Annotated in this window: 16 protein-coding genes and 1 pseudogene; 6 read left to right on the top strand and 11 right to left on the bottom strand. The window is 38.6% G+C overall.

Features of this window, described 5'->3' with window-relative positions; genetic code table 11:
* From LOC50_RS05920 to LOC50_RS05910, 3 genes are all read right to left on the bottom strand, one after another.
* The gene (locus tag LOC50_RS05920) at positions 1-522 is read right to left on the bottom strand and encodes a DUF2937 family protein (RefSeq protein WP_214551966.1); all 522 of its coding nucleotides are present in this window, start codon (positions 520-522) and stop codon (positions 1-3) included.
* A gap of 106 nt (positions 523-628) precedes the next feature.
* Entirely contained in the window at positions 629-775 is a 147-nt protein-coding gene (locus tag LOC50_RS05915; RefSeq protein WP_250653790.1) for a hypothetical protein, read from the bottom strand.
* A gap of 167 nt (positions 776-942) precedes the next feature.
* Entirely contained in the window at positions 943-1398 is a 456-nt protein-coding gene (locus LOC50_RS05910) for a GlcG/HbpS family heme-binding protein (protein ID WP_250653789.1), read from the bottom strand.
* Positions 1399-1716: 318 nt separating this feature from the next.
* On the opposite strand from LOC50_RS05910, the pseudogene LOC50_RS05905 reads away from it, so the two are divergent.
* Both LOC50_RS05905 and LOC50_RS05900 read left to right on the top strand, forming a co-directional pair.
* Positions 1717-2206, top strand: a pseudogene (locus tag LOC50_RS05905) (fasciclin domain-containing protein).
* A 155-nt stretch (positions 2207-2361) separates the two neighbouring features.
* Positions 2362-3075, top strand: coding sequence for a flagellar brake domain-containing protein (locus LOC50_RS05900; protein ID WP_250653788.1), 714 nt, complete (start codon positions 2362-2364; stop codon positions 3073-3075).
* Positions 3076-3148: 73 nt separating this feature from the next.
* On the opposite strand, the gene lepB is transcribed toward LOC50_RS05900, so the two are convergent.
* The 4 genes from lepB to aceK all read right to left on the bottom strand — a co-directional run bounded on the left by lepB (position 3149) and on the right by aceK (position 7681).
* Positions 3149-3739, bottom strand: coding sequence for a signal peptidase I (lepB, locus tag LOC50_RS05895; RefSeq protein WP_250653911.1), 591 nt, complete (start codon positions 3737-3739; stop codon positions 3149-3151).
* 450 nt (positions 3740-4189) lie between these two features.
* Positions 4190-4444, bottom strand: a complete 255-nt coding sequence (locus LOC50_RS05890; RefSeq protein ID WP_250653787.1) for a DUF2999 family protein — start codon at positions 4442-4444, stop codon at positions 4190-4192.
* An 86-nt stretch (positions 4445-4530) separates the two neighbouring features.
* Positions 4531-5493 (bottom strand): zinc-binding dehydrogenase, encoded by a 963-nt coding sequence (locus LOC50_RS05885; RefSeq protein WP_250653786.1) that lies wholly within the window; start codon positions 5491-5493, stop codon positions 4531-4533.
* 406 nt (positions 5494-5899) lie between these two features.
* Positions 5900-7681 carry a bifunctional isocitrate dehydrogenase kinase/phosphatase gene (gene aceK / locus LOC50_RS05880; RefSeq protein ID WP_250653785.1) on the bottom strand — a complete coding sequence of 594 codons (1782 nt, stop codon included), beginning with the start codon at positions 7679-7681 and terminating at the stop codon, positions 5900-5902.
* Positions 7682-7798: 117 nt separating this feature from the next.
* Between aceK and LOC50_RS05875 the strand changes: the two genes are divergently transcribed.
* Together LOC50_RS05875 and LOC50_RS05870 are read left to right on the top strand one after the other, a co-directional pair.
* Positions 7799-8746, top strand: coding sequence for a LysR family transcriptional regulator (locus LOC50_RS05875; protein WP_036982498.1), 948 nt, complete (start codon positions 7799-7801; stop codon positions 8744-8746).
* A gap of 109 nt (positions 8747-8855) precedes the next feature.
* On the top strand, positions 8856-9302 hold the full coding sequence (locus tag LOC50_RS05870) for a hypothetical protein (protein ID WP_036982496.1): 447 nt from the start codon (positions 8856-8858) through the stop codon (positions 9300-9302).
* An 11-nt stretch (positions 9303-9313) separates the two neighbouring features.
* Here LOC50_RS05870 and icd read toward each other — a convergent pair whose 3' ends face one another.
* The 3 genes from icd to LOC50_RS05850 form a co-directional block, all read right to left on the bottom strand.
* Positions 9314-10564: an NADP-dependent isocitrate dehydrogenase gene (icd, locus tag LOC50_RS05865; RefSeq protein WP_036982494.1), complete on the bottom strand. Its 1251-nt coding sequence runs from the start codon at positions 10562-10564 to the stop codon at positions 9314-9316.
* 836 nt (positions 10565-11400) lie between these two features.
* Entirely contained in the window at positions 11401-11865 is a 465-nt protein-coding gene (locus LOC50_RS05855) for a hypothetical protein (protein ID WP_250653784.1), read from the bottom strand.
* Positions 11866-11884: 19 nt separating this feature from the next.
* On the bottom strand, positions 11885-12292 hold the full coding sequence (locus LOC50_RS05850; protein WP_250653783.1) for a hypothetical protein: 408 nt from the start codon (positions 12290-12292) through the stop codon (positions 11885-11887).
* Between the two features lie 413 nt (positions 12293-12705).
* Here LOC50_RS05850 and LOC50_RS05845 point away from each other — a divergent pair, with 413 nt between their 5' ends.
* Positions 12706-12873, top strand: coding sequence for a hypothetical protein (locus tag LOC50_RS05845; RefSeq protein WP_007375427.1), 168 nt, complete (start codon positions 12706-12708; stop codon positions 12871-12873).
* Between the two features lie 122 nt (positions 12874-12995).
* Positions 12996-13829 (top strand): transporter substrate-binding domain-containing protein, encoded by an 834-nt coding sequence (locus LOC50_RS05840; RefSeq protein ID WP_250653782.1) that lies wholly within the window; start codon positions 12996-12998, stop codon positions 13827-13829.
* A 50-nt stretch (positions 13830-13879) separates the two neighbouring features.
* Here the strand turns inward: LOC50_RS05840 and LOC50_RS05835 are convergent, their stop codons facing one another.
* Positions 13880-14461, bottom strand: a complete 582-nt coding sequence (locus LOC50_RS05835; RefSeq protein ID WP_036982490.1) for a YceI family protein — start codon at positions 14459-14461, stop codon at positions 13880-13882.
* Position 14462 lies beyond the last annotated feature (1 nt).

Here is a 14462-nt window from a genome sequence, read left to right as displayed (position 1 = left end):
TCAGCTATTAAATTTTACTGCATCGGATGCAATACGCTTTTTACGCCAAACATATAAAGTATGTGGCAGCATAAGTAATTGATTTAATAAAATAGCTAATACCAATGCAAACAACACTGCACTTGCGGTTAAAGGGATACCTAACTTAAAGTTATCAAGTGTACTTTGTAATCTGTCAACGCGCTCAGGGGAGAACATATACAGCATTTTTTGCACTAAATTACCTTGTTCAAAAATAGCCATCCCTTTTTTTAAATCGGCAAATTGCAGTAATGTTTGCTGTTTTTGATTTGCATCGGCTCTAACGCTAGGTTCAGCGTTAGCTAAGTGGCGGTTTATCATCGCTTGCGTGCTAGAAAAGTTATATTGCTTGGCCGTTTTTGCATAGCCGTCGACTTGCCATTTTGTTGCATGGTATAAGCCCGCTAAATGTTGTTGGTAATGATCACTCAACTGCGGTAGTTGCAATGAAACAATAAAAGCGCAAGCAAATAGTAGTTTATCAAACATCTTAACAATCATAGTTATGCCTTTTGCAGCTCTGATTTAAAAATGAGTACAGGTAATAATAACATGCACTCATTATTTACTAATTGAATTATAAAAGGACAGCTCGCTGCTTTTTTAGTTACCTTGCTTGGTGAAATTGGCGGTGCAAAGCATGAACTTGCTCTGCAAGTGCCGGTACTGGACCATAAACCGCCGTATTGGGAGAAATAGCCTCAATAGGCAAAGGATTGACCGGTGCTGTAGCAACGTGCATTTCACTAGACATACCCATTAGCATCAACAAGCACAGAGCCAAACGGTTCATCTCCTGCTTCTAACGCCTCTTTAGCTAGTGCTACGGTGCGTTTTAAGTGCGCTAAATCAGTCTCGTTCATAATCTGTAAACTCCTTTACTATCACTTTTGGGGATATTTAGTAACGTGAGCTGTTTTTCTACTGCGCTAACCATAACGCTTTGATCCCTGCTTTTGCAACAGGTACATCCTCACTGCCATGAGCACCGCCAACTCCCACAGCCCCCACCACAGTATCGTTTATATAAATAGGCACCCCGCCATCCAATATTAAAATGTTTTCACCTAAATAACGAAGGTCTGCTGGAATAGTGCCCTCTTTTATGCCTTTTGCTATAACTGCGGTTTTACGCTTTTGCGAATTGGCGGTATAGGCTTTTTTATAACTGGCACGAATAGTATGAACACCGGCACGATGATCGCGAAGTACCGCCAGCGTTTGCCCAGATGCATCCACAACGGTTATTGATACAGCTAAATTGTCTTTGTGCGCCGCTGCAGACGCTGCATTGACTATACGCTGTGCCATTTCACCCGTTAATTGTGCCACCATAGCCACATTTTCAAGCTGTTGATTATGAGTATTTATCTGCATTTCAGTTTGTCCAGCAACAGACGCTAATGAAGAAAGTGATGCAATGAGCGCTGTAAAAACAGCCCATTTTTTTCATGGTTTATTTCCTATTGTTAATTAATGATGTTATATCGCTGAACTGGATATAAAAAATTGAAAATAAACAGACCGTGTTTACTCATAAAAGCTTTCACGAGGAGGGTTAATAGCTGGCTTTGCTTTTTATTAAATACCTTTATTGGGATAAAGCAATGACCCACCCTTTTTTAAAAAATGATCGTAAGCTAGCAACCCTGCGCAATATTTAACCGACAACTAATCAATTTAAAGGAAAGTAACATGTTTAAGAAAATAGCGTCTGTTCTGACTTTTGTATTAGCAAGTTTAACCCTATCTTCAGCAGCTCATGCCGATCACCATGGTATGAAAAAAGATATCGTTGATGTAGCTGCTGCCAATGGTTCTTTTTCAACACTCGTTGCAGCTGTCAAAGCGGCAGGCCTCGTTGATACGTTAAAAGGAGATGGCCCTTTTACTGTATTTGCGCCAACTGATGAAGCATTTGCTAAGCTACCAGCAGGTACCGTTGAAAACCTTCTTAAGAGCTAAAATAAAGACAAGTTAACTGCAATTCTTACCTACCATGTGGTATCAGGTAAAGTAATGGCAGCAGACGTTGTAAAATTAGACAGTGCAAGGCTAGTCTGTGAATGTAACCACCAATGATGGCTCTGTCATGATCAACAGTGCCAACGTAGTAATGGCAGATGTAAAAGCCAGCAACGACGTGATTCATGTCATTGATACTGTTTTGTTGCCAAAAGAGTAACAACCTAATCTCAACAGCGGAGTAAAATACTAACTCCGCTCACTATTATAAGCACAAAATATCGATTTCTTTTACTAAATGCCCTCTTTTATACTAGTGATTTTTACACTATATTAAAAGATAATTAAGCATCTGTTAATATTGAGAAAGTGTTCGTGGAAACAAATAAAAATAATACTACTGTTGAAGATAAGCCAACTGAAGATCAAAAGAAGTTTTTCCTCGATTTACTCCCGGGAAAGATGATTGATATACAATTTAACAATCCCATTCAGGTTCGCTTTAAACTCACTTTAATCGGCTACGACACCGGTAAATATTTAATATTAAAATACCCTGCTCAAGCAGGTAAAAATGATTACAGCGACATTTTAGTTGAAGGTAATGGGGCTATTGTACGTTATATCATTGAAGACGAACGGGGCGAATGTATTGCTTTTTCAACCAGCATATTAGCGATTTCATTTCGCCCAGAACGATTAATTTATTTAGCTTACCCTAAAAAAATTGAAAGCCGACAATTACGTGAAACTAGCAGGTTGCCTACACACATTCCGGCTAAAATTAGTTTACATAAAAGCGATATTGATGCTGATAGTAAAAGCTTATTGCACGGTTTAATTATTGATATTTCTCCGAGTGGTTGTCGCTTTGCTATTCACGTAAGCTCTGGATTTGTTGCACTAAAAAAACGTCAAGTTTTTGTGCATATACTTTCTCCATTAGACAACGAGCCTGTTATTATTACGTCTTACATTAGGAATAACCAAATGAAAGGTAACCGCCTTAGCGTTGGTATAGAGTTTGATGCTTCAGAGCAAGTTAAGCTTAACAAGCTATTAGAAGCTTACTCGATTGATATTGATTAATGCCTTAAATAATCCTACCTGCAAAACAGCAATGGCTAACCAATCTTGCTTAGCCATTATAATAGTAAGTTTTTTATTCTAAACGCTTCAAAAATCGGTCACTTCTTGGCAAGTAGTAATCATCATAATCAAGCGAGACAATCACACGCTCTGCCCGACCAAGCAACTCATCACGTGTAATTAATCCAATAACCCGTGAGTCCGCACTGTTATCGCGGTTATCACCCATAACAAGATAATGATCTGCTGCTATCGATGTTGCCGAAAACTGCACTAAGCTTGCTGCCGATTTGGTAAGCCGTATGGTATGAGCATGCCCCTTTAAGTGCTCAGTTTTATCTAGCCACTGAATGCTCTTGTTTAAAGTGCTATAACTTACTTTCTCACCATTAATGGTCAATTCGTTGTTTTGAAATGAAATTGTATCACCTGGTGTGCCAATAACGCGTTTTATTAAACGGTTACCAGCCACCTTAGAATCAAATACAATAATATCGCCGGTTTTTGGTTCTGCCAGTCTTAACAGGGATACATGCGTAAATGGAATACGTAAATCATACGCCATTTTATCGGTAAGGATTCGGTCGCCTTCTTCAATAGTCGGTTTCATTGAACCTGTTGGTACTTCGTACCAATCGGCGACGGCACTACGAAGCACGCTCATTAAAATAATAAAAACAATAGGGGCCTGTTGACCTTTGCGGATTGGAATTTGTTCAAACAAGGGGCGATTTAATCGCGGCGCGAGGTTTGTAACCTTCTGGGCTAAGTAAAAACCGAGTAACAAAGAGTTAATCGCCCCTTGGAAGAACCCTTTGTGCAATGCCTGTTTGGCATTGATGCTACGTTATCGCCTATTTATGGGGAATAACCACACCACATAGGCTCTGCCTTGCTTAAATACCAAACAGACTACTGCAAATTCAACCTTGAAAGGTTAACAGGCCCTTAAGAACGGTTATTTTTCCAAAATTTATAAAGTCGCTTCATGTTTTGTCTCTGCTATAGGTTAAGTATTTAATTTAATTGTATAAATGCAGAGCCGTTCAAATGAGTGTGTAACAAAACATGTTTAGGGATAGAGACATGCATAAAACATGTCTCTAAAGATAGTTTACTGCTGGTTTAACTTGTCTTTCGCTTCTTGTACTTTTGCAAAATCTAAACCTAATTCATCCGTTGCTTCTTTAATTAAATGAGGTTGGGTCATTACTACCGCCATCAATTGCTGCAGTTTTTCAGGTGGTATGCCCAGCTCTTGTACTAAAGCCATAGCCATCATTGGGTTTTGGGTAAATGCTTCAAATAATGCAGCTACTTTTTCATCGCTGACATTGTGCTCTATTAATATTGCAATAATTGGATTCATTATTAACCTTAAAATCGAAATAGTTTGTTAAAGTATATGGCCTCATACAGGGATTAACAATATTAATCCCTGTGGCATTACTTGTTTCACTCTACCAACAATACAACTTTACCTGAGTTTTCATTACCCTCTAAAATGGCATGTGCCTCACTAGCTTGTTGCCATGGCATGGTTTTATAAATATTAAAGTCATACTTTTGATTGGCAATATCATCATAAAAGCGCGCTACAAATGCATCTTTTAACGCGCGTTTAAACGCAATACTGCGATTACGCAATGTGGAGGCATGAAACGAAATGCGCTTTTGTAATAAGCGTGCAAAATCGACTTCGGCAAAGCGACTATCTAAAAATGCGAGCATCACAATCTGACAATCCATTGCGGCCACTTTGGCATTTTTATTCAAATAGCGGCCAGAAACCGGATCGACTATGACGTTTGCACTTAAGTTATGTGCCTTCATATATTCAACAAAATCAGTGGTTTTATAATTAATCACATGGTCAGCACCCAAGCCTTTAGCGTGTTCACATTTTTCATCAGACCCTGCTGTTATTACCACCTGTGCACCGGCACTTTTTGCCATTTGAATAGCCGCTCCGCCTACGCCACTGGCACCAGCATGAATAAGCGCCGTTTGCCCTGATTGTAGTTTTCCTAACTCAAAGAGTGCGCCAAAGGCAGTTAAATACACTTCACTAATAGCAGCACCTTGTGCCATAGAAATATTATCTGGCAATTCCATTAATTGCTGCGCATCTACCGCGACATATTCACTGTACGCACCACCGGCACATAGAGTAAAAATACGCTTATCTTGCCATTTAGGGTCTACCTCACTGCCAAGCTCACACACGGTACCTGCACATTCGAGTCCTAGTATAGGGCTATCCCCTTCAGGAGCAGGATACTTACCTTGGCGCTGCATACAATCGGCGCGGTTAACGCCAATCACTGCTACTTTTACCAATACTTCATTACTGCTAATCTTCGGCTTGTCGGTTTGTTCAAACGCTAACTGCTGATCTTGATGTGAAATGTACTGCATAAATCTCCTCGTATTTTATTCTATTTGATTTTCGCCATACTTCGGCTTCAACTAACTCGTTATTTTCTGTGTAATATAATTAAAGTGTGTAGCGGTTAGTAATTTTATTGATGTAACCTCGGGGTTTTGGCACTGGCAAACACAAAGCCTGACAAAAAAGCGAAGCCAACTAATATAAACCTCATAATACTCCTTTTGGAGTTAACAGCGCCTTAAGTACAAAAAAGTACAAAAATTTAGCGCTGATTTAATCAGTTTATTGGCCCTTGTGGACTAACCTTTGTTCAATTTAGGCCAAACTCGTTGGGCAGTGCATGTTCTGCATTTATGCTGCGTTATCAGCAATTGCAGGGGAAGCCTTGCCTAAAAACACAACTTCGAATTTAACTATGAAAGATAAACAAAACTATAAATTATTAAAGCGCCAGCTCTGTTTATAAGGATACACATCAGGAAGCTGACCTTGCTCAATACCTTGCTGAGTCATTTGCCAGTACTTTGCCGTAAATAAATCACTATGATAATGATTAAAATGGCTAAAGGCACTGCTACTGGCACTAAAAAACACCTTAAATTGACTCGGGAATATATCATTTTGGTCTATATCAAAATAAGAATGTGAGCTTAATTCCTCTAACGCGTTGTCAGTATTTGGCACTTCTCTAAAATTACAATCAGTAAGAGGGCAAATTTCATCGTAATCATAAAATACCACTCGCCCCCAACGTGTCACGCCAAAGTTTTTCATTAGCATGTCACCGGCAAAAATATTTGCACTGGCAAGCTCTTTTATCGCTTTACCATAGTCAACCATCACCTGCTGCAGTGATTTACTGGTACATTGACCGATATATAAATTAAGCGGTGTCATTTTTCGCTCAACATAGACATGTTTGAGTATTAACGCTTTGCCCGAAATAATTAAGCTATTACCAATGTGTTTTTTCATTTCAGTAAGCAGTTCATCACTAAAACGACTTAAATCAAAGGCTAGGTATCTAAATTCATGAGTATCAACTAATCGCCCTACTCTATCAGCCTGTTTTACAAAGTTATACTTATCTTTTACCTGCTGTTTTGTCGCCGTTTTTGGCGCACTAAACTTATCTTTTATTACTTTGTACACATAGTCTAGGCCATCAATTGTAAAAACAAGCATCACCATACCTGGTGTACCTGGTGCTAAATGATATTTAAATTGCTCGGGGCTACTTTTAGTCGTGTCCACCTTATAGCGATAAAATTCTGTTTTCGCATGTTTAATAAAACCAATCGCATTAAACAATTCAAACCGTTGTTTGTGAGGCATTAACACACTTAAGTAATCTACATACCGTGCAGGTTGGTCGGTATCTACCATAAAGTACGTGCGCGCAAAGCCAAATAACAAGCTCAGCTGATCAGCGCCCATCATTACAGCATCAATTGTAAGCCCGTCTGGGGTATTTAAAATGGCAATTGCAAAGGGCATATTATCGCCATTTTTAGCAATACATCGTCCTATTACATAACACGCTTTATTTCGGTAAAAGTGTGAGTTAGCGTACTCAATATAGCCGTCATTTAAACTTATTAGCTCATACACTTGTCGGCATTGTTGCTGCGCCCCTTGGGTTAACGTTGCTTGTAGTTTAGCTAAGTCTTCGTTTAAACTTTTAAATGGCACTCTAAACACTTGTTCATTAACTAAGGTTTTAACTGCGCTATCAAACCCTTCTTTTAAGGAAATACGACTCACTAATCCTTCATAAGAACGTGGTTGCCCACGGTACTTTGCTTTTAAGACAAATAAATGCACCGTACGAATTTTTTTATTATCCCAAATAGCGCCAAAAGTAGAATTAAAAAACGTATGTGCAATTGGCTGGTTTTCATGCTCTTTAACCATTTCGCCATAAATATTTTTTGCACGTTGCCATGTTTGCGGACAGTTTAATTCATCATAGGCAATCACTTTAACGGCCTCACTCACCTGCTTTACTTGACGCTCATATACTTGCAAGCGCGCTCGCATTGCCGCTTGCACCTCATGATATTGGCGTTGTTCAAAGCGACTTTGTGCCCCTAAAGTAATATTTAAAAACTGTGCAAACATAGCTTCAAAGCCAGCAAATACAGCGCGTGCTAACTTAGTGGCTATGAGTACTTGTATAGGATTGTGGGTAGACGTTAACGACGTGCTAGGCATAGTATAGGCGCTTCTATTTTTAGCAATTATGCTGATTATTTTTTATTAGAGGTTTACACCTTAGCAAGCACGCTTTAATTTAGATAATTAATACAGCAAATAAATAAAATTGATCATATGAATATAAGAAATGTCGATCTCAACCTACTCGTCTATTTAAATGTATTAATTGATGAAAAAAGTGTGTCTAAAGCGGCCAATAAACTCGCATTAACACAACCAGCTATGAGCAATGCGTTAAAACGTCTAAGAGATTTATTTGACGATCCTTTGCTGGTACGAGCTGCGGGCTCCATGACCCCAACAGCTAAAGCCCTTGCCCTTAAGCCCGAAATTGAAGCGCTGTTAAAAATGGCAGAAGAGATCACGCAACCAAGTGAGCAGTTTAATCCGGCTACCGCCCACGTGACGTTTCGTATTATGGCAAACGATTATTTAGAATCGACGCTAATTGCCCCCTTTATTTGCGAGCAGCTAGCTAAAAATCCGGGCATTGACTTCGATGTACTTAGCCCCAGCGACGTGAACCTACAGGATATGGAAAAAGGCACTATCGATTTGGCAATAAACCGTTTTAATGGTCTGCCGCGCTCTTTTCATCAAGCTACTGTATGGCGAGATAACTACTGTTGTTTAACCCATCCACATAATCCATTTTTAAACGATGCAAACTTAGACCAATACTTAAAAAGTGAACATATTTGGGTTAATCGAGCCGGCTGGGGCCCCGAACCCGCTGTAACCAATAAATCAGGTAAACAAAAATTAGGCTGGGTCGATGAGGCATTATGGCAATTAGAACAAACACGTAAAATAAGAGTGTTTACTCGTCATTACATGATTGCCAGTTTACTGTGTCAATCTGAGCAACTCATTGCAACCCTTCCGCGTCGTCAAGCAAAGCTTTTAACTAGCCATACTAATTTAGTGATTAGCCCTGTGCCATTTCAAATCGTCCCCATAGAAGTAAAAATGATATGGAGCCCGTTGTTACACCATACACCAGCGCACCAATGGCTTAGACGCGAGTTGTTGGCGTTTGCAAATACAGTGATTGATAGGTAAAGAATTAAAATATTGATAAAATCAATATCAGTTATTGAAAACAACAATTTCATTAATATTACACTTAGCGCTACAGTGAAGTTAAGCCAACAAACTAAGAGTAATAATTATGCAAACATCAGCAAGCTTCACACAACAAGACGGATTATTCATTGATGCAAATTTACATCAATTCATTGAACAACAATTGTGTCGTAAAACAACACTTCAAACGCAACACGTTTACCAAGCGTTAGCTACGTTAGTTGATGAGTTTGGGTGTACATGTCGTAAAACAAAACACCAAGAAAACGACATTCTCGACGTGAATACTTTATTAAATGCATATCAACGTAAAAGTCATCCACATTGTCATGTAGATGCACAAACAACCGCAGCGGTTCTAGATGAATACTGTTGCCAAGTGCCTGCAATTATTGTGGTTGCTTTAATGGATACGCTTAGTGGCACACTCTGTGATGAGCCAAGCGCCCATAAACTTTACCACAGAGCTGCAGAGCTGACAGAGCGTCCATGCGTTCATCGCAAGCAAACAGCTAACGCCTCTGCAGCGTAAAATGCTGCCCTTTAAAAGTGCTCGATAACCTTGTTGGCAAATTGTTTGCAACTTAAGGTTGTCGAGTTATGATTTGATTGAGCTAAATCAAATGTAACCTGTCCACTGGCAAATGTGCTTTCAAGCGCGTTTTCAATTAAACAAGCAGCCTCACTCCATCCCATAAACTTAAGCATTAACACCGCACTCAATAAGCTACTGCTCGGATTTGCCTTATCTTGCCCTGCTATGCGCTCAAATGTACCATGTGTGGGTTCAAAAAACGCAACTTCGGTATTTAAGTTTGCCGCTGGCATAATCCCTACTCCACCGACTTGTGCACTGAGCATATCGGCCAAAAAGTCTCCGTTTTGATTAGTGGTGGCCACCACATCAAATTGAGCAGGATCCATTAAACACTGCTGAAGCATATTATCGGCAATTACTTCTTTAATAACCAGCGGCGGTAAATCAGCACGTTGTATTTCAAGCCAGCGCCCGTTTTGATGCTCAACGGCAGCATATTCACGTTTGGCCAGTGCAAATCCCCAACGCTTAAATGCGCCATCGGTAAACTTAAGTACATTACCTTTGTGAACTAAAGTGAGTGATTCACTATTATTTTTTAGTGCATAATTAATTGCATAGCGTATTAATCGCTCTGATCCCTCTTTAGAGATATTTTTAATTCCTAAACCACATTCTTGGGTAAAACGAAGCCGTGTTACGCCCATTTCTTCACATAAAAAATCGAGCATTTTTTCACTTTCAACACTGCCCGCTTGCCACTCAATTCCTGAGTACACATCTTCACTGCTATCACGCAGCACAGTAATATGCGTGGTAAATGGGTTTTTTAAGGGTGACGGTAATGCGCTAAATCCTTTAATGGTTCGCATATTTACATACAAATCCATTTCATGACGAAGCGCGACATTGAGCGAGCGAAACCCGCCTCCAAGCGGTGTGGTTAAAGGGCCTTTAATCGCGATTTTACACTCTCGTACTGCATTAATCGTTTCTTGAGGGAACCAATCACCGTCATAAAGCTTGGCAGCTTGCTCACCATTGTAAACTTGCATCCAATGAATTTTGCGTCTTGCGCCATAACTATGCTCTATGGCGGCATCCACTACTTTTCGCATCACTGGCATCACGTCCAGCCCAACGCCATCACCATCAATATAAGCAATAATAGGGTGTTCGGGTATATGCCACTGTCCTTGTTCATCAATAAGTATATTTTCACCATATTCTGGCACAGTAATATGTTGATATTGCATTGTTAACACCTAGAAAAGCATCCTCTTTCCATTAAAGCATGTTAGTTAATAGGTGTCTGTAATTGCATTTTTATAATTGATATCACCGCAGCGAATAACTGCACGGTATTCACTATTAGTAAAAATGAGGGAACGATTTTTTAATCAAGATGGCATCAGACATTTTATTTAACACCCGACCAAATAGAACATTACTGAGTAGAGCATAAGTGCAGATTAATTTTAACCACCTGATAATTATAAAATTAACCTGCTAAATGAGATTATTTGTAATAGGCAAATAAGTATTTATTAAAAATATATTGGCTTTGTATAACCGCAATAACAAATCCAAGTCCGCAATTTGTTGATGTACATGGCGTAATAAAGACTGATCACGAGATTTTTTTGTGCTCAGTTTTTATTTTTATTGGCTTTTTTTGCGACTAATTGTAAATCAAGTATCCACTTTTTTAGCCAAGCTAGGGTCATTTTGATAAAGTCCCATGGCGTAATATCTAAACTACCCTCCGCAGAATTTCCAGGTAATAAGAGGAAATCTATTGGCCATGTTTGCCATTGATCATTAATATATTCTTCTAGTGCTATAAAACTATGCGGCTTTAATGCTTGTTGCCATGTAGATAAAAGTGAATCGACTGGGCGTTGTAACTTAGTGTAAACCGTTTCTATTGTTTTAAAACTATTTACATAAGCACCAAACCAAACATGTAAGCCATGCTCTTCAATACGCTGCCCACGAGCCGCATTACGACCACTTGCGCCTTTACCACCTAAACGCCAATCTTGTTGGTATACAGTAATAGTTCGATGCTGTTGCCAATCACGCTGCTCAGTTAAATACAGTGCAGCGTTTGACTACCTAACTTCAGACCAAACATATCGGCAAGGGGGAAACTATCTAATTTATTAAGATGTGAAGTAAACTCAGGTTTCAAAAATTTAAAATGATGTATTTTTTTAATCATAGAGGGTGAGTGCATTACGCTTTGGTATACCGCTGAATCACTACTGCCATCGAGAAATTGCTTAAACAATATTTGATCCATTTGTGGATTAACAAACCCACTCAATAGCTGCTTTAATAATGACAAATCAATGCCTAACTGTTTACGAGAAAACAAATTTGCTACTTGCTCACCAAAATCATCTAGGACAGAGAAAAAATCATTTTCCTGCCCCTGAGAATTTATTGTAATTGTAAATAGCTCATGCATTTGTAGCTTTGATTCAGTCGAAAAATGATCAATGCATTCTAAAGATAGTGAAAAATTCGAAAGCTCAGTTACACACTCGGGCATAATGTAATCACATAAGTATTTAATTATAGCCCCACGTTTCGCGACCATTAATGAGTGCATAAATGTTATTAACGCAGATAAATGCAGGATACAAATATAGGTAGGTTATATCCTCATCTTCAACTTTAGCGATAGGCAACCAGATGATAATATCTGTTTCTTGCATCCAACAATGCTGATCGAAAGGCGGTGTCATTGAGACTATTTTTTCAATATCTGTAAATGTAATAAGTGCAAACTCGCCAAGTATTTTAAAACGAATATTCCCTTTAACGCCTACGTTTAGCGTTGAATCAATATATCTTTGTGATTTAGCTAATTCTATCTCAGCAAAAAAACCATACATAGTCGCAATGTGCATACGACAAGGCGGCTTTGCTATTGGATTAGATAAAAAATGTTGATATGGCGTAGATAGTGAGCTCATTTGACCCCCTCAGTTAAAAACTGAGTATAGTCAGATATATTCGGGTCTGTTGACCTTTGCAAATTAATATTTATGGCTATATGTGAATTCCACTCGATTCAAAGTATTTTAATAAATTGCTTGCAAAGTAAAATTTTGTGAAGTAGTATCGCTGCTTGGCTATAAAAAGCCCTAGCGGTTAACCTCTTTACCCTGATCCAGTAAGCCCCGCAAAACGTATATTCAAAAGCTAAGTTATTGTACGGCGAGAACCCCTATTAATACCTTGATGATTTATTTTTAATATCATCGTAAAAGTGTCATAAAGATCGTCAACACTGTAATGAAGCTAAACACAATGTGATTATTTATCATCTGTAATGTGCTTTAAGAAAAAGCCCAGAATAAATAACAAAAATAAAGTGAGTTTTATTATGTCATACAAATATAACGGATCTATGATCCAAATAGCACATCCAGTGCAATCAATTTCGGTTAACAAACATCGTGTAATCTTTAGCGATACACAAGGTTTGAAAAATGCATTGTTTCAAAAAGCAAGTGATGCACGTCAATTTGTAAAGTGGCTCAAAGCCAGCTAATTATCATTGATAAATTAAACACTTATAAATAAATCTAAATGCCAGCGTGAAGCTGGCATTTTACTTTTTGGTGTATTATTGACTACACTTAAATCCTTGTTTATTTATTCGTTGTAGTGCCAATGCGGTTTTCGTGGTTAATACTGTTAGTCTGTGTATTTTTAAGCACAAAGTGTAATGCCAGAACAATAAAATGGTTAACACATGATTTTGCGCCCTACTACATTATAAGCGGGCCGAATAAATCCCAAGGTCGTGACGAAAGTATTATTTCGCTTTTAGAACAGCAGCTGCCGCATATTACCTTTGAAAAAGTGATCATCCCCTCAGGTAAAGTGATTCAGGAACTCGCAAACCTGCAGTCTAATGCCTGTGCTTTGTCGCTCTATAAGAATAAATACCGCGAAGAGCGTGTTTATTTCACACATCAAAGCTCTACAGCAGGGCTTTCGCCATCAATTGCCATGCATACCAAGCTAAGTAGTGCGCTTGAGATTGAAGACACAAAACCGGTGTCATTAACCAATTTATTAGTTAATAAAAAGCTTACCTTAGGTGTATCTATGAATCGCTCCTATGGCAGTGAAATTGATAAAATAATCAACACCACACCCGGTATAAATCTGGTCATTCGGCCAACCCGCGATACCCTCAGTACGTTAACATATATGCTTAACCTTAAAAGAATTGATATTTTATTAGGTTACCCAAGTGAACATTATTATTTAGCAAAAACAATGGGCTTTACTGATAATTTAACCCAGCGGGTGCTCACTGAAGCACCAGAAATAAGTTACGGTTACATTGGCTGTACTAAAAACGAGCAAGGTGCAGAGGATATTGCTACGCTTAATCAACAACTCAAACTGATTAAGCAGACTGAAGACTATAAACAGATATTAACTCGGTGGTTACCAAGTCATTTCAAACCCAAATTAGAAGCGCATTTACAATAATAAAAAGCTAAGCGTGTTACTAATTAGCGCTTAGCTTTTTTAAAATAGTCTTACTGGCGAATACCTTCAATAAATAAACCAATATCAACATGGGTAGATGCTGGGCCTAAGTTATAGTCAATACCGTAGTCGGCCAGTTTTAAGCTAGTTTCTCCTTCAAAACCAACACGGTAACCACCCCATGGATCTTTACCTTCACCAATTTTATCTATTTCAAAGGTAATTGTCTTCGTAACACCGTGTAGAGTAAAGTCACCGGTTACTGTGGCTTCTTCACCGTCTTCGTCAAACTTAATCGCTGTACTCTTAAAGCTTGCCTGTGGGTATTTGCTTACATTTAAAAAGTCACTACCACGTAAGTGTTTATCACGTTCTGCGTGATTTGAATCTAAGCTTGCCGTATCAATATTTACACTAATTTGAGACGCATTTGGATTTTTAGCATCGTAGTTAAATTTGCCGTCAAAGGAATTAAAACGCCCGTGCAGCCAGCTATAGCCTAAATGTTTAATCTTAAAGTTTACAAAAGCATGCGCACCTTTTGTGTCAATAACATAATCTGCGGCATTCGCAGTGGTCGCTGTCATAAACATCGCTGCTGATAACGCTGAAGTTAAAAATAATTTTTTCATT

The sequence above is a fragment of the Pseudoalteromonas sp. SCSIO 43095 genome (assembly GCF_023650455.1).
In the GTDB taxonomy this organism is placed as follows: Bacteria; Pseudomonadota; Gammaproteobacteria; order Enterobacterales; family Alteromonadaceae; genus Pseudoalteromonas; species Pseudoalteromonas tetraodonis.
This window is presented reverse-complemented; position numbering and strand designations above follow the sequence as displayed.